Here is an 18,109-nt window from a genome sequence, read left to right as displayed (position 1 = left end):
CTTTGCGCCCTTTTCCCGCTTTTTGGAGGCGATTATGCTCCTGCACGAAGATTATCCCCACACAGTTCCGGCCCGAGCCTGGTTGCGTTGGAAGGAAAATTACTTCTGGGTCTTCATGGACCCCGATCGCGACCTGTGTTGCCTGGCACATAGTACGGCAGAGCCGACCTTCGTCAGGGCTTTTGCCTCCTTCACGGTGCTGCATAAGGGTGTGAAGGTCAGCCATAGCGGCGAGGTTCCCCTGCCCCAGCCGTTCGAACATCAGAAGCTGCTGCGCTACGGCAATCAGACGGTGCATTTTCTGAAACCGCAGGAAGAATTTCTCGTTGAATATGAAGACGAGAATGTCGCTGCGTCGCTGCGCTTTACCCGGCGCATGCATCTGTTCGACTTCCTCGCCTGCGCGGACGTCAATCCCGACCAGTTTTCAATTTCGGAAAATACCGCGCTCGATAGATCCGGCTTCCGCCATCAAGGTCAGTGCATGAATGCCACCGGCAAGGTGACGTTCAAGACAGGAGAGCTTGCGGGTGCGTCCGTTGACGTGAACGGCTCGGGCTACCGCGACCACAGCTGGGGCATGCGCAATGACCAGATTGTGATGGATCACAATTGGTCCTTCTTCAACTTTCCTTCGATGGGCTTCCACCTGTTCACCGTCCGTAACATCGTTCGCCCCGAGAATATGACGGCGGAAGGCTATATCGCGCGGCCGGAGGGGAATGAGGTCATCAAGACGCTCCGGATCGAGAATGTCGGCGAAGGGCCGGAAGGAATGCCCGACAAGGTCATATTCCACACCATGACCCTTGGCGGTGAGAAATTCACCCTGACCGCTGACGTCGGCAACGCCTTTGCCCGCCTGCCGCTGCATTCGCAGAAGCCCGGCGCGAAGGTCTATTATAATGTCGAAAATATGTGCCGGGTGCGATGTGAAGAGACCGGCGAGGAAGGTCTGGCCAATGTCGAGATCGGGACGTTGAAGGACGTATGAAGCGCTGACGCGCCATTCGGGCAGAAAACCCGGATGGCGCGGTCCTACACCTCCCGAATATGCGCGCCGGGGATGGTCCGCTCGTAGCAACCATAACCCTTCACCGTCCCGTTGAGGAGGAGGGTGACGGACTGCTCGTCAACCACGCGCGTCGGACCCGGATCGGTAGGATAGACGCCGACATAGGTGTCATTGGGCGAAGCGAGCGACAGGTAGGAGCTGCCGTGGAATCCTGCCGTCTCGATGACCAGCGTGCCGTTCTCATAACTTAGCACCGTCCGGATCAGCTTTTGGTCGTCATCCACATGGTTGCATCGTTCGATCTGTTCGATCTTGGCTTCGAAGCTCTTGCCATCCTCGTAGATGACTGCCTCTGAAAACACGACCTGCTCGCCCTGATCGATCTCTGCATCGAAGAGCAGAAAGGACATGCCATTTTCAAAATAGCCCTGAAACCACTGGTGGCTGTGCAGATTGCGATTATCGCGCCCGCCAAGGCTATGATCCCGGTTGGCCATCGCGTTGAAGGTGAACTGCTCGCTGCCGACGCGGATCGATCCGGAAAGGAGCCCCGGCTGTTCGATGTGGCCAGCGGGGAGAAATTCCTGCAACGCGCCCACCTTGTGGAGATCCCAGATGTCGGCCGTCGATGTGAAGGTGAGGTCGAACGAAGCGGGCGTGCGCCGTCCGTCTCCGACCAGTCCGTCGAGCATCTGCGCGGCGGGAACACGCATCACGCCGCCTTTGAAGTGGTAGGTCAGCTTGCGCCCTGGTTCGACGATCCGCACCGCCAGATGAGGTCCGCCAGGGCCGGCCGCCGCAACGAAAGCATCGCCTATGGCGCGATGGGCGATCACCGTTCCGTCAGGCAAGCGGATGATCACGACTTCACGGAACTGGGTGAGATCATGATGCCAGCGGCCGATATGGAACCAGAGGCCCACGCCCGATTGCGGATCGAACCCGGCGAGGCAGAAATTCTCGCTCCAATTGTCGATTTCGGGAAAGGCGCCCTCCCAGGGCGTTTCCTTTAGCGGGATGTGCATGATCTTCTCCAACGCACGGGGAGCCCCGCGCCTTTAGCGGACGGAAGGGAAAACCGGCGCGCGCTTTTCCAGAAAGGCTGTCACGCCTTCTTCGAAATCAGCGTCGCCTACGCAGGCAACGATGCCATCTGTTTCGGCATCGAGGATCTGCGCAAGGCTGCGCGCGGCCGCTTCATTGACTAGCTTTTTCGCGGCCACGACGGCGCGCTGCGGCGCCAGCGCGAGGCGGCGGGCGATCTTCATCGCCTCCCCTTCCAACGCTTCTGCTTCAACGATCTTGTGGAGCATGCCCAGCCGGTGCGCTTCAGCGGCGTCGACCTTCGCCCCTGTCAGTAGCAGCATGCGGGCCATGCGCGTTCCCACCACCTGCGGCAGTACAGCTGTCACGCCGCCATCGGGGCTGAGCCCCAAACGCTGGTGTGCGAAGACAAAGGTCGCGCTTTCGTCGCCAATCGCATAGTCGGCGATCAGAGGGTAGAACAGTCCCGCGCCCGCGACCGCCCCTCGCACCGAAGTGACGATTGGCCGATCAAACGCGACGACGGCCTCCACCAAGTGTCGGGCCAAGGGCAGGCGGCGCGCGAAATCCGCCTGCCGCACCGCCACCTCCTGCTTGATCGAGTCCGCAAAGCTCGCGACGTCGCCGCCCGCCGAAAAAACCTTGCCCTCGCCCCGAACCAGGATGCACCGCACGGTTCGATCCGCCTGCGCCGCGCGGAAAAGCTCGGTCAGCAGCGGCACCATCGCCTTGGGAATAGCGTTGCCTTGTTGCGGCCGGTTGAATGACAGACGCAGGACGCCATCTTCCACATCGACCAGATAGCTTTCGTCCGGCGCCGATTGAAGCATGCCCGCTATTCCTTCCCTGTTGATCAGGCCAGCGCTTTGCGAACGGCGGCCTGGATCGTATCGGCGCTGGGCGCGAACGCCTGCTCCAGCGGTTTGGAAAATGGCACGGCGCAATAGGCCGCGCCCACGCGCTGGACCGGGCCTTTGAGCGTGCCCCACAATTCCTCGGAGATGACCGACGCGATTTCGGCGCCGATGCCGAACTGCTTCACCGCCTCATGCACGACAACCGCCCGGCCAGTCTTGCGCACAGAAGCAAGCACGGTTTCCCGGTCCCAGGGCGAGATGGTGCGCAGGTCGATGACCTCGACCGAGATCCCCTCCGCTGCCAGTGCGTCCGCCACGGCCAGGCTGAGCGTCACCATCAGAGAATGCGCGATGATCGTCACATTGGCGCCTTCGCGAGCGATGCGCGCCTTGCCGATCGGCACCACCTGCTTGGTCACCGGCGCGGGGGTCCAATAGCTTGGCATATTTTCGATGAACAGCACGGGATCGGGGTCATCGATCGCCGCCCGCATCAGGCCATAGGCATCATCGGGGGTTGAGGGCGCGACGACTTTTATGCCTGCCGTATGGGCGAACCATGCCTCAAGATAGTCACTATGCTGGCCGCCCGTGGAGAAGCCCGAGCCCGTCATGGTGCGGATGACCATCGGCACGCCGGTCTGGCCGCCCGACATGAAGCGCAGCTTGGCGGCATGGTTGAAGATCATGTCCATCGGGACCGCGATGAAGTTCATCAGCATGATCTCGGCCACCGGCTTATACCCGCCCACGGCTGCGCCAATCGCTGCGCCGATAATCGCCTGTTCGGATATGGGCGTGGATTTGACGCGCTCTTCGCCGAAGCGGGTCGATAGCCCCTTGGTCACCCCCATGACGCCGCCATCCTGCGGATCGGCAACATCCTCGCCAAGGACGATCACCTTGGAATCAGCCTCCATGGCATCGTGAAGCGCCAGATTGATGGCTTCCACCATCGTCATCTTCTTGGGTTCGGTGTCCTGCGACGCGGGTGAAGCCTGCGCGGCGGATGCAGTGATTGTGTCGGTCATTGCCATTACCTCAAGCGATTTCTTCAGCGAACACGTCACGCTTCAGTTCGGCGACGTCAGGGAAGTCTGCGGCCATGGCGGCTTCGATCGCTGCCACGATCCGGCTGTCCGTCTCCTTTTCGATGGCGGCCAGATCGGATTCCGTCGCGATGCCTTCCGACAGCAGCCGGGCGCGCAGGACCGGCATCGGGTCCTTGGTCTGCGCCTCGGCATAGATGGCCTTGTCCATATAGTGACCGGGTTCGCCGAGGATATGACCATTGAAGCGGAAGGTCATAGCCTCGATCAGCGTCGGCCCCTCCCCCGCCCGGGCACGTTCGATCGCAACCTTCGCAGCGCCGTACATTTCGTCGGGATCATTGCCATCCACGGTCACGCCCGGCATGCCATAAGCCGCCGCACGATCCGAGATGCGATCGATTGCGCGCGAATATTCAGGAGCCGTATGTTCGGCATAATGGTTGTTCTGGCACAGGAAAATGACGGGCAGCTTCCACACGGCCGCCATGTTCATCGATTCATGGAAGGCGCCGATGTTGGTCGCCCCGTCGCCAAAATTCGCAACGGATACCCGGTTGCGGCCGTCGAGCTTGGCTGCCCAGCCAAGGCCGGTGGCGATCGGCATGGACGATCCCACGATGCCGGTCGTCACCATCATGCCCTTTTCAGGGCAGGTCAGGTGCATCGGCCCACCCTTGCCCTTGCACGTGCCGGTTACCTTACCCGCCAGTTCCGCCCATAGCTCATCCAGAGGAAAGCCCTTGGCGAGCATGTCGTGGATGCCGCGATAGATGGTGCAGATGTAATCATCGTCATCCAGGCTGACGGAGATCGCCGAGGGGATGATTTCCTGCCCGCGTGGGCTGTAATAGGGCATCACCAGCTTGCCCGCCATCATCTGCTTGATGACATGTTCGTCATTCTGCTTGATGAGCGTTGCCTTGCGATAGATTTCCAGGAGCGTTGCCGCGTCTGGTTTTGGCCAATTGGACATGTCATCCACTCCAGCTGATTTTCTTAATAGGACTTCGGCAGATCCAGGACTTTTTCGGCGATGAAGCTCAGGATCAGTTGCTCGGTGATCGGCGCGATTCGCATCAGGATTGACTCGCGGAACAACCTTTCCACCTGATATTCGGTCGAATATCCCATGCCGCCATGCGTCATGACGGCGCGGGTGCAAGCGTCAAACGCAGCGCGGCCGCCCAGGAACTTGCCCGCATTCGCCTCCGCACCGCAGGATTTGCCCGTGTCATACAGGTGGGCCGCCCGCATGATCATCCAATAGGCGGATTCCAGATAGGTCCAGTTTTCCGCCAGCGGATGCTGGATGCCCTGATTCTGGCCAATATAGCGGCCGAAAACCTTGCGCTCCCCGGCATATTTGGCCGCTCGCGCCAATGCTCCCCGGCCCAGCCCAACCGCCTCGATGCCGACGAGTATGCGTTCGGGATTGAGGCTGTGCAGGATGTAATGGAACCCCTTGCCCTCTTCGCCGATCCTGTCCTCATCCGGCACGAAATAATCATCGATGAAGGTCGCGTTGGAATCCACCGCGTTCCGGCCCATCTTGGGGATACGGCGCACCTCAATCTGACTTTTGTCGAGGTCGGTGTAGAACAGCGTCATGCCGTCGGTCGGCTTCTTGCATTGTTCCTTGGGCGTCGTGCGGGTCAGCAGCAGGATTTTGTTCGCGACCTGCCCGGACGATGTCCAGATTTTGCGCCCGGTGACGCGATATCCGCCCGGCACCTTTGTCGCGAAGGTCTTGATGCTTGTCGTATCTAGCCCGGCGTCCGGCTCCGTCACGCCGAAACAGGCGCGATCCGTGCCCGCGATCAGCGGTTCGAGCATACGCTTCTTCTGCTCGGCCGTGCCGTGAACCACCACGGCATGAGGACCGAAGATGTTGAGGTGGATCGTGCTCGCCGCCGAATAGCCGCCCGCGCTTGCCGACACCTCATGCATCATGATGGCGGCTTCGGTTACGCCCAGATTGGCGCCGCCAAATTCTTCCGGCATGGTGATGCCCAACCATCCGGCATCGGCCATCGCCTTGTGGAATTCGGATGGGAACGTCTTCTCATCTTCGCAGCGGGACCAATAATCGTCCCCGAACTGGTCGCACACCTTCCGCACACTGTCGCGGATGGCTTCCTGGTCCTCTGATAAGCTTATATCCACTGCACTGCTCTCTTTGCGCGGGGCTTGCCGATTCAAGCGCGCCTAAACATTGGTACGCGATATTACTATATGCTTCCTGCCCTGTGTCAAGCGGGCTGAATCTCGACTTCCGACAATGCGTCTGTTGATTAATATGTCATCGTACCATATGCATGCGGTCTAAAGAGGAAGCCAATGACAAACGCACGTCATATTTGGGCCGTGGCCGAAGCCTTGCAGCGGGATGTCCGCCCCTTCGTCACCGACAGCGATGCACGCGCCACGCTGGACAACGGCATACGGGTCCTGACGGCTACGGCGAACGGATTGGAGCCGGGACCGGCTGCCTTCATGGACTCGCCTAGTTCGTCGCAACTCGCTGACACAGATCGTTTAGGAGGCCCCGCTGAAAATGCCGCCGCCTATCGGACGACGGGCGCGGTCATCACAGATATGGCCGGATGTCTGGATCGAGGCGATCAACTTACCGCTTTCCGAGATGCGATAGCCGGTGAACGCGGGCTTCTGGAGGCAGCCGTCGCGCGCATGGACGAGGTCGAGCGTGCCCCGCCCCGGCAAGTGGGAGCGGATAAGGACGCCATCGATCCCAAAAGATTGGAAGCCTATCTGCGGCAACGAACCGGACGCCAGGAATTGCGCGTCGATTCGTTCAAGCTGGTCGTCGGCGGCAGATCGCGCCAGACGGCGCTGCTCGGTCTCACAGATATGGGCAATCTTCCTGCCCGTTTGGTCATCCAGCGCGGCATCCCCAATCTCGCCACCAATGACAGCTTCCTGGACGAACTGACGCAGTTCAATTTGCTGGGCCTGCTGCACAAGGCAGGCATGCGCGTGCCAGCCCCGGTTCTGGTGGAGACGGACCCCGCGTGGCTCGATGCCCCCTTCATGCTGGTCGAGCATGCTCCGGGCACTACCGCGCAACCGGAATATTGGCTGCCGGTCGCTGACCGCAATGTCGTGCTGGATCTCGCCAGGCAGATGGCGATCTTGCACAAGCAGCCGGTCGGCGAAGTGGGACAGGGTCTGCGTCCTTCGCGCAGTTCATTCGACATCGAAAGCTGGAAGACCGAGCTGGAAGAGATGGCGAGCGAATGGCACGCCCTTGCCCGCTGGCCATCCATCACCATGTCGGCCGCCATTTCCTGGCTGCGCGCCAATGTCGACTGCCTGGATGATCGGCGATCGATCGTCCACAATGACATGATTTTTCATAATATTCTGGCTGAGAACGGCAACATCACCGCAGTCCTTGATTGGGAGCAAGCGGCAATCGGTCATCCCGGTGAGGACCTTGGCTATTGCTATCCGGTCGTGATCGCAGCGACTGACTGGGAAAGTTTCATGGACGCCTATCGCACTGCGGGCGGCCTGGACATACCGCAGAGGCAAATCGATTATTTCGCCCTGCGCGCCGGATTGCGGCTCATGAATCTGGTGCTCAAGGGCGGACGCGATACCTTTGAGCAGGGCCTGAGTGACGACATATTGGTTGCAAGCGCAGGGGCGCATTTCACCCAGCGGCTGATGCACCGCATCGCCCTGGTGTTGCGTTCCGTGCTGGAGCGTTCGTGATGTCCCTCATAGAACCGTTCGCGCTGCACGTTCCGCAGGAGCAGCTTGACGATCTCCGCCAGCGGCTGGAGCGGACGCGCTGGCCGGACGAGGCGCCTGTGTCAGGCTGGGAACAGGGCGTGCCATCAGCCCGGCTGCGCGCCTTGGCCGATCATTGGCGGACAAATTATGATTGGCGGAAATGCGAGGCGCTGCTTAACGGCCTTGGCCAATTCCGCACGCGTGTCGACGGTCTGGATATTCATTTCCTGCACATCCGTTCGGCCGAGCCGGATGCGATGCCGCTCCTGCTGACACATGGCTGGCCTGGTTCGGTATTGGAATTCCGCAACGTCATCGGCCCCCTGACAGACCCGCTCTCTTATGGCGGGAAGGCTTCAGACGCGTTCCACCTCATCATACCTTCCCTTCCGGGCTATGGCTTTTCCGAAAAACCCCCGGTCACTGGTTGGGGGGTGGAACGGATTGCAAAAGCCTGGGCCGAGTTGATGCGACGGTTGGGCTATGATCGTTATGTGGCGCAGGGCGGGGATTGGGGGTCGTTGGTGACGATGTGCCTCGCTGTCGATGAACCCCCGGAGCTGGCGGCCGTTCACTTCAACATGCTTTCTATCGTGCCGCCCGATCTGGCGGACTCTCTTCACCCTGAGGAGCAGACGGCGCTGGAATCTATGCGGCAGTTTAATGACGTGGAATCCGCCTATGCCCGGCTTCAGGCGACCAAGCCCCAGACCATCGGCTTTGCGCTGGCGGACTCCCCAATTGGTCAGGCAGCCTGGATTTATGAGAAGCTTCAGCGCTGGTCCGATTGCGACGGAGTGCCGGAAAGCATCTTCTCTCTGGACGAGATGCTGGACAACATCACGCTTTATTGGCTGACCAACAGCGGGGCGTCGTCCGCGCGGCTCTATTGGGAAAGCATGAGCGGTTTCCGGCCCAGATATGTCCGGGTGCCGCTGGGTTACAGCCACTTTCCGCGAGAAATCATCTGGCCTGCCCGCGCGTGGGCAGACCGCTACTTTGAAAACATCATTCACTGGAACAACGTCGATAAGGGCGGCCACTTCGCTGCTTGGGAACAACCCGGCATCTTCGTGCGCGAATTACGCGACTGCTTTCGAGCGCTGCGCAACTGACAGCGCGTGCAGCGCAGCGCGACCCCATCACTGATATTGAGGGCATAAAATGGCGTCTAACAACATACTCCCCCTGACGGGCATCAGGGGAATCATCGCGCAGAAGATGAGTGAAAGTCTGCAAAAGACCGCCCAGCTCAGCTTCTTCTGCGACATTGATGCATCCGCGCTTGTCGCTGCGCGCAACAGTTGGAAAGCGGCCGACACGAAATTGGGCTATGAAGACCTGATCATCGCCGCGCTGACATCCATCCTGCGCGATTTCCCCCTGTTCAATGCGGTGGAGACAGATCGCGGCGTGGAGCCGCAGGAGCAGATTCACGTCGGTTGCGCGATCGCACTGCCCGGCGCGCTGGTCGCACCGGCCATTTTCGATGCAGGCAACCTTTCCTTGCCAGACATTGCGGAGCGACGTGCTGACCTGGTGGCAAGGGCAAAGGTGAACAACCTCACCATCGCCGAACTCACGGGGGCCACGGTGACCGTCACCAATCTGGGCCTGACGCGCGTCGAGCATTTCACGCCGATCCTCAGCTATCCTCAGCAAGCGATCATCGGCCTGGGGCGCATGACAGCCAAGCCATGGGTAGCCGAAGATGGTCAGACCATAGTGGTGAGGCCGGTCATGGGCTTGTCGCTGACCGTCGATCACCGGATCATTGATGGCGCCCCCGCAGGCGATTTCCTCACCCGTTTGGCGCAGGAACTGGAAAGCGGCTCTGCCTTCTCTCCTCCTGCGATCTGATCCCTAGCTGACAGAAAAAGGGGCCGCGCATCATCCGATACGCGGCCCCTTTGGCCTTACCATGCCATTTCTGGCGAAATAGCTTAGCTCAGCCCCCCTTTTTGCCTTCCAGATAGAGATCCAACTCAGCATAGAAATGCTGAATCCGGCGCTCCTGCTCGGAAAAGACGATGGTGCCGTTCAATCCCTTCGATCGCATGCCGCGCTGCATCGTCACCATATTGGCGATGTCCTGCTCGACCACTTCACCAGCCTGGGGGTTGTCGTGGGTCGAACGGCGGATCGGGGGGCGAACCTTGCCCGAAACATCGACGTCGTCCTCCACGCCCATATAGGCTGGCGGCCGCCGACCTTCCGCCAGCTTGGCAGACAAGACGAATACGTCCTGGTATCCGCGTTCCGGGTCGGTCGGATGAGGGCGGAACCGCTGGAGCAATATGCCTTCGGGATGCATGTTCATCGTCACGTTCGGGAACAGCGACGGGTTCCAGTCATCGGTCAGCTGATTGTCGGTATAGCCGGAATAATCGACGCCAAAGGGATTATTCTCGCTTCGCTTGGCCTGCTGCAACGTCCGGCGGACATGCCGCGCGTCGCCTTTAAGCGCCGACATCTTCACGCCCGCTTCCTGAAGAAAATAGGCGAGACCGACATTCACGAAGCGATTATCCGGCCAGCGCGGGCTGACAGAGCCTACCGAGAACAGATTGCGATTATGCCCGTTACGGTAGAAGTCGTACTGGACATAGTGATCATCGACATAGGGTTTGATCTGGGGATGCGTCGCGTGCGCGTGGTACGTCTCATTGAACGCCGAGTACATCGTCTTCCAGTTTGCGGGGATATCGACCGTCAAATGCTTGACGACGAACATCTCCTCAATCTTGTAGGAAGCCAGCATCGGCAGAAGATCGGCGTAATATTCCTCAAACGGCATCGGATTGGGATTCATGCTGACGAACACCAATCCGCCCCATTCCCTGACATGGACCGGGGTCAGGTCCAGATTCTGGCACAGCGCCTCCTCGCGGAATGTCTCCCGGTCGGTCACGCGGACATTCTTGCCGTTCAGGTTGAACCGCCAACTGTGCACGATGCAGGTAAAGGACGTGGCGCCATGGCCGAAATCATCCTGTACCAGCTCATTCCCTCGATGTTTGCACACATTGTAGAAGGCGGCCACGCATTCCTTATTGCGGACAATGATCATGGACTGCTTGCCCACGTCGAACCGGAACCAGTCGCCGACATTGGGGATATCGCTGGAGACCCCCGCCAGCAGCCAGACCTTGCTCCACAGCCGCTCCTCCTCGGCGGCCATGACCGCCGGATCGATGGACCTACTGGTTTTGACGGTGCGATAATCGGCGATATTAGGGTGGAGGTCTTCCAGACGCCAAGGCGACTTTTTTTCAAAGTCGGCGGTGACTTCCCCCGGCTCCAGGATAAAGCTTTCCGGATCAGACAGCTGTTCTTTAATAGGACGGTCGTTGAACCGGATTTCCGCGTAGCGAGCATTGGCCGCCATTTATCTTACTCCTGAGTACCCCCGGATCAGAACTGGACACGCTTCGTAAAGCCGCCGTCGATGACCAGATTGGCCCCCGTGACATAGCCGGCTGCCGGGCTGGCAAGGAATGCGATCGACTTCGCAACCTCTTCCGGCGATCCCAGCCGCCCCATGGGGATCTGGGCAACGATGCCGTTATAAAGGTCCGGCATAAGCGCCTTTGCGCCTTCCCAGTTCCCGCCTGGATAGCTGATCGGACCAGGCGTCACCATGTTTACGCGTATGCCCTTGGGCGCCCAGACCTGCGACAACTGCTTGCCGTAGGTGATCAGCGCCGCCTTGATGGCGTTGAACGCCTGGGGCATCAGGAATGTCTCGATTGCTGCCGTGCTCGACATGAAGATGACAGAGCCAGCTTTTGACTTTTCAAGATATGGCTCGAGTGCTTCGCAGGCATCGACCGCGCCCAGCATGTCGATACGATAGCTTTCGTCCCAGTCCATGGCGCCTTGCGCGCCCGACGAACTGATCGAATGGATGAATATGTCGCATCCGCCCAGTTCATCGGCGAGGCCCGTCAGCATCGCCTTATAACCTTCGCGATCTTCCAGCGTGAATTCCCGCGTGACGGCCTTGCCACCTAACTCGCTGTTGAATTCCTCCAGCGCGTCTCCGTTGCGCGAGAAGAGGCCCAACTGTGCGCCTTCCGCCGCGAACAGTTCGGCGGCGGCGCGGCTGATCCCGCGGGTCGCGCCGCCCATGATGACCTTCAATCCTGACAAGCCGAGATCCATGAACCCTCTCCCATTTTTGGATAATGACTGGCAAAGCCGGACGACCGGCCTCCGCACCCATCATCGTTACTATGCTAGCATACTATTTTCAATAGACGACATTAGTCATTTTTCCAGTAAAGCTGATCCATGCCTTCGCCAGCGTCGAAGCGTGCCTGAATCGCCTTCATGCTGGCCACGCTGTCGGGATGCGCGAACAAGCCCTGGCTGATCAGCTGATCATTCTCGATGCCCTGGCTCTGGTTGAGGTCCTCCGCTTCACCCAGCATCTTCTTCATGCCCGCGACCGACTGCGGCGGGAGCGATGCGATATGCCGGGCGAGCGCAAGCGCCTCATCGACTGCTTTGCCTTTGGGAACCACGCGATTAAGGCCGCCAAGCTCATATAGCCGTTGCGCGGTCAGGGGGCGCCCTGTCAGGACGACTTCGGCAGTGGCCGTCCGCCCTATCAGACGCATCAGGCGGGACGTTCCGCCGATCCCGGTGCCTGCGCCAATGGCTACTTCCGGCTGGCTGAAGCGCGCTTGCTCCTCGGCAATCCGCAGGTCGCATCCCCAGCCCAGCTCACAACCGCCGCCCGATGTGTCACCGTTGATCGCGGCAATCGTGACGGCAGGTCCACGGTTGAGAAGCTGGAGCGAGCGGAACCACCCGGCGGGATCGCCGGTGGCGGCCTTCCCTTCGACCAGGTTCACGATGTCGCTCAAATAGGCATGTTCGAGCCAGTGCCCCTCCATGGATGACGCGAGCACGATGACGCGGGCCTTTTGCTCGATCGCCGCCTCCAGTGCGTCCGCAAGCAGGCTCACCGTGGCGCAGGTGGTAAGGCTTCCCGATACGCCGCCATCGCCCACCGTGATCAATGCGATACCCTCAGCGGGCCATTGCGTGTCCACATTTCCCTTCACGTGCTTCTCTCCTGATTCTGGCAGATCGCGTTTGCGTATCGCTCAACGCTCCTTGACAACCGTCACTACAATATGGCGCATAAACATACAAATGTCATTTATTGATGCAGACGAGGGCATGATGCAAGGTGGTGACGCAAGGCCGTCGCCCAACGCCTGCATGATTCGCTGCGGCATCGACACGGAACAAAGGGGCATGAGGGTGGCGAGAAGCAGTGACAAGATGAAGCGGGCGGAAAAGCCGGATAACGACGCGCAACAATGCTCATTCCCGATGTTCAAGAAGACATTGGCATATCAGGCGCAATTACTGGCACGTATCACGCAAGCGGATTATCTTGAGAGGATCAGGATGACAGGAATAGCGCCCGCGCAAGCTTATGTTCTTGGAGAATTATGGCTGGAAGAACCTCTCTCTCAGGTAGAATTGTCGCGAAGACTCGAGATTGGCAAAGCCACAATCGGGCAGACGCTTCAGAGGCTTGAGAAGGCGGGCATAATAGAGCGGCGGCGTGTCGCGGCTGATCGGCGGTTGGTGATGGTCCACTTGACCGCCAAAGGGCAAACATTGCACCAACCGTTGAAAATTGGGGCGGTTGAGCAGGACGAACTGCTCGCGCGAAAGCTCGGGTCCGCACGAATCGCCATGCTGACTGACCTTCTGGAGGAATCAAACCGACTCTTGTCCGGCAGCTTGCCGATCGACGCTGAACGAACGGAGATATTGGAATGACGCAAATTCTGCACAGGCCACATATTTTCACGGATGATAGTATGCTAGCGTTCTAAGTTCTGCTATCTGTTGCTACAAGGTCGAGCGAACCCAAGCATCACTGGGAGAGGACATGAAGTTCGAGCATTATGAAACCCTGGCTTTCGAGCGTGAAGGACGGGTTCTGACCATAAGGATGAACCGCCCGGACGTGCTGAACGCCGTCAGTTCCGCTCTCCATGAGGAAATGGCCCGCGTCTTCTTCGACGCTGCGGACGACCCCGAAAGCGATATCATAGTCCTGACCGGATCAGGCAGCGCCTTTTCCGCAGGCGGCGACCTGGAGTGGTTGGAAGACCAGGCCGCAGGCCGCCGTGAACCTTTCGTCAATGACGCAAAGAGCATGCGCCGCATCGTCATGGGCCTGCTCGACTGCCCCAAGCCGGTGATCGCCAAAGTGAATGGCGACGCGATCGGCTTCGGCGCGTCGATCGCGCTGTTGTGCGACATCGTCATCGCCGCCGATCATGTCCGGTTCGCCGATCCCCACGTCAAGCTGGGCCTCGTCGCGGGGGACGGGGGAGCCCTGATCTGGCCGCAACTGATCGGTTTCGGCAAGGCGAAGCATTTTCTGCTGACCGGCGAGGCAATCGGCGCGGTGGAAGCGGAAAGATGCAATCTGATCAGCTTCGTGGTCCCGGCCGCCGAATTGGACGATTATGTCGCCAAATATGCGACACGTCTCGCTCGCGGCGCGCAATCGGCGATACGCTACACCAAATCGGTCACCAACATCGCGCTGCGGCAATTGTTTAGTTCCGTGTTCGAAGCTGGCGTCGCTTATGAAGGACTGGCGACCTACACCGCCGATTTCGGCGAAGCGTTGCGTGCGGTTCGCGAAAAGCGGCATCCGTCCTTCACTGGCCGTTGATCGCATGGAAGGAGCGCTTTCCATCTTGCGCCCCCCTGCATTACGTATGTATGCATATTATATTGATACACACTATTTAGGGCTAGGTTGAGCCTATGGATCCCGCCTACAGTGAAGAGGATAAGGCGTTTAGAGCCGAAATCCGAGCGTTTGTGGAAGCCCACCTTCCAGCAGAGCTTGCCCGGCGCGGCCGCCACGACTTTCATCCCCACCGCGAGGATCAGGCGGCCTGGACGCGCATTCTCGCCGAGCGGGGATGGTCGATGCCGCATTGGCCTGCTGCTCACGGGGGTCCGGGCTGGAGCGCTGTTCAACGGTTCATCTTCGAGGATGAGATGCGCCGCGCCTATGCCCCAACCGCGGATCGGATTGGCGCTGAACTGGTCGCGCCTGTCATCTACACTTTCGGTTCCGAAAAGCAGCGGCAGGCCCATCTTCCCGGCATCAGGCTGGGCGAGACATTCTGGGCGCAGGGATTTTCGGAACCGGGCGCGGGCTCCGATCTGTCATCGCTGCGCACGCGCGCGGTGAGGGATGGCGACCATTATGTCGTCAACGGGCAAAAGACCTGGACTACCGAAGGGCATCATGCCGACATGATGTTCATGCTTGTGCGGTCCAACCCCGACGTCAAGCCGCAAGCTGGTATATCGTCGCTGGTCGTGGACCTGAAGACGCCCGGCATCACCCGTCGCCCGATCTGGACATTGGACGAGGGATTGACGGTCAACGAATTCTTCTTCGACGATGTGCGCGTGCCAGTAGAAAACCTCATCGGGGAGGAAGGACAGGGCTGGACCCACGCCAAGTTCCTGCTGGGGAATGAGCGCACCAACAGCGCCGAAGTCCCGCACACCCGGCGCGACATCGCCCAGCTTCGCGAAATCGCGCGGATCGAAAGGAAGAACGGGCGACCGTTGATCGAAGATCCGGTCTTTCGCGCGAAGCTTGCCCGTATCGAGATCGACACGAAATCGCTGGAAATCGCGGTGTTGCGCGCGTTGACGTCCGACAATCATGGCAGCGCGTCCGTCGCGTCTTTGGTCAAGGTTCGTGGATCGGAGCTGCGCCAGCGCGTGGCCGACCTCGCCGCCGAAGCCTTGGGCGACTATGGCATAGCCGTCAGCACCGATGGCGATGCGGAATATCGCCTGTACGATCAGGACCATGGCGCCAGCCCCACGCCGGAACATGGCATCGGCGTCGCGGCCAAGGCGATGTTCCGCCGCGCAACCACCATCTATGGCGGGGCGAACGAAATTCAGCGCACCCTGATCGCCAAGACCGTCCTGGAGCTGTGACATCATGGATTTCAATTATACAGCCGAGCAGGACGCTCTGCGGGACAGCGTCAGGCGTTTCATCGAACGGGAATATGACTGGGAAAAGCGGTTCGCCATAATCCGATCGGCGGACGGGGGCGCGCCGGACCATTGGGGAGCCTTTGCCGAGCTAGGATGGCTGGGCGCGGGACTGACGGAAGAGTCGGGCGGTTTTGGCGGCGGCGTGGTGGAAAATGCGCTGATAGCCGAGGAACTGGGACGCGGTCTGGTGACCGAACCTTTTATTGGGCATGTCCTCGCCACCCAATTGCTGGCGGCTATCGGATCGGACATGGCGGGCACCATGCTCGCGGACCTGGTCATGGGCGAGCAACGCGCCGCTGTCGCTTTGCAGGAACCTCAAGGGCGCGGCGACTGGCGGATGGTCGAAACGCGCGCGGAAGTTTCGGGGTCGTCGAGGCTCCTCACCGGGGTCAAATCTCTGGTTGAGGGCGCGAACCACGCAGATATGTTCCTCGTGACCGCTCGGCATGACGATCAGGTCGGCATTTATCTTGTTAAACAGGGCCAGGCTGGTGTCGATCTGCACCCTTATCGTACCCTGGACAATCGGCGGGTCTGCGACATCCATCTGGAAGGCGCGTCGGCCGAATTGCTCATGGAGGGCGCTGAGGCCGAACGTGCGGTCGCGCTGGCCGTTGATCATGCCATCGTTGCCGTTTGCGGCGAAGCGCTGGGCATTATGGACGCTGCGCTCTGGGCGACGCGTGATTATCTGAAGGTCCGCAAGCAGTTCGGCACGACCATCAGCAATTTCCAGGCTCTTCAACACCGCATGGCAGACATGCTGATCGAGGTGGAGATGACCCGCTCCGCGTTGTTCCATGCGCTGGGTGCGATGGAGGAAGAAGAGGCGATCAGGACTGCCGCCGTGTCAGCGGCCAAGGTTCAGGCGTCAACGGGTGGGTTGTTCGTGGGCCAACAGGCGATCCAGCTTCACGGCGGGATCGGCGTGACCGAGGAGCTGAATATCAGCCACCATTATCGCCGCCTGTTCGTCATCGCGCGGCAGTTTGGCGACGCCGACCTGCATCTTGCTCGCTTCGCTCAAGCGACGGACGAGGTAGAAAGTCGTTAGGGTTGGCCGACACCGCGAAACAGGGCAACTTCCTGGTTCCCTGCTTCGCGTAGCGTGACAAGGCCCATCTCCTCGATCAGCCATTCTCCGGCGGCCAGCCGAAAGCCATAAGAGAGCAGCCCCCAAAGCTCGTGAAGCGGCGGCGTCAGTTCTTCGCAACTGGCCCAGCCATAGCGTTTCGCGCGCAAGGTCGCATGTTCCGCCGTCACGGAGACGATCGGGTTGAGCAACATATGGCAGGACGTCTTGGCGGGAGGATTGAGGGACGCGATTCCTGCCACCAGATCGTCCACAGGCACGACGGCAGCCTCATCGCCTACCAGGACCCCTATCCTCACGGTGACCATGGGCGTGAAGCTACGCCTGACGCGCCGCCAATCTTTCGCATCAACGGCTTCGTCGAGCATATATGCGGCCTTCAATACCGCTTCGACAGGGCTGGGATGGGTCATGGCGCGTTCACCGGCATGCGCGCGCCCCAGCGGATCGCCCGCCGGATGACTTCCATATAGACCGGATTGTCCCACGGTCCCACCTGCGGCTCAATCTCCGCGATAAAGGGCTGCATATCATATCGTCCACAGCTGTGGCCCGGCGCCAGGAACAGCGCCTCGCCCGCGCCGTGTCGATGCAGCACCGCTTGCGGACGCGGCGCATCCTCCAGCCATGGCCCCTTCACATAGCCGGGCGCATCGCCGGTATAGCGGGACTCGAGCAAAATCTCGCTCTCCCCTCGTAGTTCCAGAATATAGGGTTCGTCCACCACCTCGAAAGGCGGCAGGCCCGCTACGATCGGGTGGGCGGATACGGAGCGCACGGTAAAAGGCTGCGGCGCGAGATGGGAAAGAAAGCGGCAACCCAGCAGATCCATATAGGCCGGATGCCGATCGGGCGTATCCGTAAGACCGGGCAGTTTGATGCCGCCAATCTCCACCTCTGGGCCGGAAAACTCGATGTAGGCCGCGCTACCATGGACGGCGAGCCATCTTCCGCCGCGCGCCAGGAATTGTTTCAGTTCTGACAGCGCTTCGCCTTCCGGGAAGATATTCGTGGTGTAGGTCACCAGAAAATCAGCAGCCCTCAGCGCGTCCAAATCATGAAAGTCGTTGGTGCATATCGTCCTGATCCGCTCATGCTCCCCGAGCTGCTCCAGCAAGCGGCGGCGCACCATGTCGAAATCATGGAAGCTGCCACCGATGACGAGCAACGCCCGCACGATGCCACTCGCTGGTTCGTCTTTCATCGCTTC

General features: G+C 60.1%; 18 protein-coding genes. 8 read left to right on the top strand and 10 right to left on the bottom strand.

The window, feature by feature from the left end:
- The first annotated feature begins 34 nt into the window (after positions 1-34).
- The gene (locus ACZ5TB_RS14360) at positions 35-994 is read left to right on the top strand and encodes a hypothetical protein (RefSeq protein ID WP_464793103.1); all 960 of its coding nucleotides are present in this window, start codon (positions 35-37) and stop codon (positions 992-994) included.
- A gap of 44 nt (positions 995-1,038) precedes the next feature.
- On the opposite strand, the gene ACZ5TB_RS14355 is transcribed toward ACZ5TB_RS14360, so the two are convergent.
- The 5 genes from ACZ5TB_RS14355 to ACZ5TB_RS14335 form a co-directional block, all read right to left on the bottom strand.
- A complete protein-coding gene (locus ACZ5TB_RS14355; protein ID WP_464793102.1) occupies positions 1,039-2,040 on the bottom strand; it encodes a hypothetical protein in 1,002 nt (333 codons plus the stop codon).
- A 33-nt stretch (positions 2,041-2,073) separates the two neighbouring features.
- Positions 2,074-2,889, bottom strand: a complete 816-nt coding sequence (locus ACZ5TB_RS14350; RefSeq protein ID WP_464793101.1) for an enoyl-CoA hydratase/isomerase family protein — start codon at positions 2,887-2,889, stop codon at positions 2,074-2,076.
- A 23-nt stretch (positions 2,890-2,912) separates the two neighbouring features.
- Entirely contained in the window at positions 2,913-3,878 is a 966-nt protein-coding gene (locus ACZ5TB_RS14345; RefSeq protein WP_196227445.1) for an alpha-ketoacid dehydrogenase subunit beta, read from the bottom strand.
- A 79-nt stretch (positions 3,879-3,957) separates the two neighbouring features.
- Positions 3,958-4,941, bottom strand: coding sequence for a thiamine pyrophosphate-dependent dehydrogenase E1 component subunit alpha (locus ACZ5TB_RS14340; RefSeq protein WP_464793100.1), 984 nt, complete (start codon positions 4,939-4,941; stop codon positions 3,958-3,960).
- A gap of 23 nt (positions 4,942-4,964) precedes the next feature.
- On the bottom strand, positions 4,965-6,131 hold the full coding sequence (locus ACZ5TB_RS14335; RefSeq protein WP_464780412.1) for an acyl-CoA dehydrogenase family protein: 1,167 nt from the start codon (positions 6,129-6,131) through the stop codon (positions 4,965-4,967).
- Positions 6,132-6,305: 174 nt separating this feature from the next.
- Here ACZ5TB_RS14335 and ACZ5TB_RS14330 point away from each other — a divergent pair, with 174 nt between their 5' ends.
- Genes ACZ5TB_RS14330 through ACZ5TB_RS14320 form a run of 3 tightly spaced genes read left to right on the top strand, consistent with a single transcriptional unit; the run spans position 6,306 to position 9,584 of the window.
- Positions 6,306-7,703, top strand: coding sequence for a phosphotransferase family protein (locus ACZ5TB_RS14330; protein ID WP_464793099.1), 1,398 nt, complete (start codon positions 6,306-6,308; stop codon positions 7,701-7,703).
- A complete protein-coding gene (locus ACZ5TB_RS14325) occupies positions 7,703-8,839 on the top strand; it encodes an epoxide hydrolase family protein (RefSeq protein WP_464793098.1) in 1,137 nt (378 codons plus the stop codon). Before ACZ5TB_RS14330 ends, ACZ5TB_RS14325 begins: the two co-directional genes overlap by 1 nt.
- A gap of 49 nt (positions 8,840-8,888) precedes the next feature.
- A complete protein-coding gene (locus ACZ5TB_RS14320) occupies positions 8,889-9,584 on the top strand; it encodes a 2-oxo acid dehydrogenase subunit E2 (RefSeq protein WP_464793097.1) in 696 nt (231 codons plus the stop codon).
- Positions 9,585-9,672: 88 nt separating this feature from the next.
- Here ACZ5TB_RS14320 and ACZ5TB_RS14315 read toward each other — a convergent pair whose 3' ends face one another.
- The 3 genes from ACZ5TB_RS14315 to ACZ5TB_RS14305 all read right to left on the bottom strand — a co-directional run bounded on the left by ACZ5TB_RS14315 (position 9,673) and on the right by ACZ5TB_RS14305 (position 12,796).
- Complete coding sequence (locus ACZ5TB_RS14315; protein ID WP_464793096.1) at positions 9,673-11,112, bottom strand: aromatic ring-hydroxylating oxygenase subunit alpha; 1,440 nt, start codon at positions 11,110-11,112, stop codon at positions 9,673-9,675.
- A gap of 26 nt (positions 11,113-11,138) precedes the next feature.
- The gene (locus tag ACZ5TB_RS14310) at positions 11,139-11,888 is read right to left on the bottom strand and encodes an SDR family NAD(P)-dependent oxidoreductase (protein ID WP_464793095.1); all 750 of its coding nucleotides are present in this window, start codon (positions 11,886-11,888) and stop codon (positions 11,139-11,141) included.
- A gap of 101 nt (positions 11,889-11,989) precedes the next feature.
- Complete coding sequence (locus ACZ5TB_RS14305) at positions 11,990-12,796, bottom strand: enoyl-CoA hydratase/isomerase family protein (protein ID WP_464793094.1); 807 nt, start codon at positions 12,794-12,796, stop codon at positions 11,990-11,992.
- A gap of 91 nt (positions 12,797-12,887) precedes the next feature.
- Here ACZ5TB_RS14305 and ACZ5TB_RS14300 point away from each other — a divergent pair, with 91 nt between their 5' ends.
- The 4 genes from ACZ5TB_RS14300 to ACZ5TB_RS14285 all read left to right on the top strand — a co-directional run bounded on the left by ACZ5TB_RS14300 (position 12,888) and on the right by ACZ5TB_RS14285 (position 16,860).
- Positions 12,888-13,529, top strand: coding sequence for a MarR family winged helix-turn-helix transcriptional regulator (locus ACZ5TB_RS14300; RefSeq protein ID WP_464793093.1), 642 nt, complete (start codon positions 12,888-12,890; stop codon positions 13,527-13,529).
- 112 nt (positions 13,530-13,641) lie between these two features.
- Positions 13,642-14,439 (top strand): enoyl-CoA hydratase/isomerase family protein, encoded by a 798-nt coding sequence (locus ACZ5TB_RS14295; RefSeq protein ID WP_464793092.1) that lies wholly within the window; start codon positions 13,642-13,644, stop codon positions 14,437-14,439.
- Positions 14,440-14,534: 95 nt separating this feature from the next.
- A complete protein-coding gene (locus tag ACZ5TB_RS14290; RefSeq protein ID WP_464793091.1) occupies positions 14,535-15,740 on the top strand; it encodes an acyl-CoA dehydrogenase family protein in 1,206 nt (401 codons plus the stop codon).
- Between the two features lie 4 nt (positions 15,741-15,744).
- A complete protein-coding gene (locus ACZ5TB_RS14285) occupies positions 15,745-16,860 on the top strand; it encodes an acyl-CoA dehydrogenase family protein (protein ID WP_464793090.1) in 1,116 nt (371 codons plus the stop codon).
- Here the strand turns inward: ACZ5TB_RS14285 and ACZ5TB_RS14280 are convergent.
- Entirely contained in the window at positions 16,857-17,312 is a 456-nt protein-coding gene (locus tag ACZ5TB_RS14280; protein WP_464793089.1) for a nuclear transport factor 2 family protein, read from the bottom strand. The two genes, ACZ5TB_RS14285 and ACZ5TB_RS14280, sit on opposite strands and share 4 nt — an antisense overlap.
- Entirely contained in the window at positions 17,309-18,103 is a 795-nt protein-coding gene (locus tag ACZ5TB_RS14275; protein ID WP_464793088.1) for a ThuA domain-containing protein, read from the bottom strand. Before ACZ5TB_RS14275 ends, ACZ5TB_RS14280 begins: the two co-directional genes overlap by 4 nt.
- Between the last annotated feature and the right edge of the window lie 6 nt (positions 18,104-18,109).

This window comes from Sphingobium sp. TomTYG74, assembly GCF_055393875.1.
Note: the sequence above shows the minus strand (reverse complement) of the source record. Positions and strands in the feature narration are given on the sequence as shown.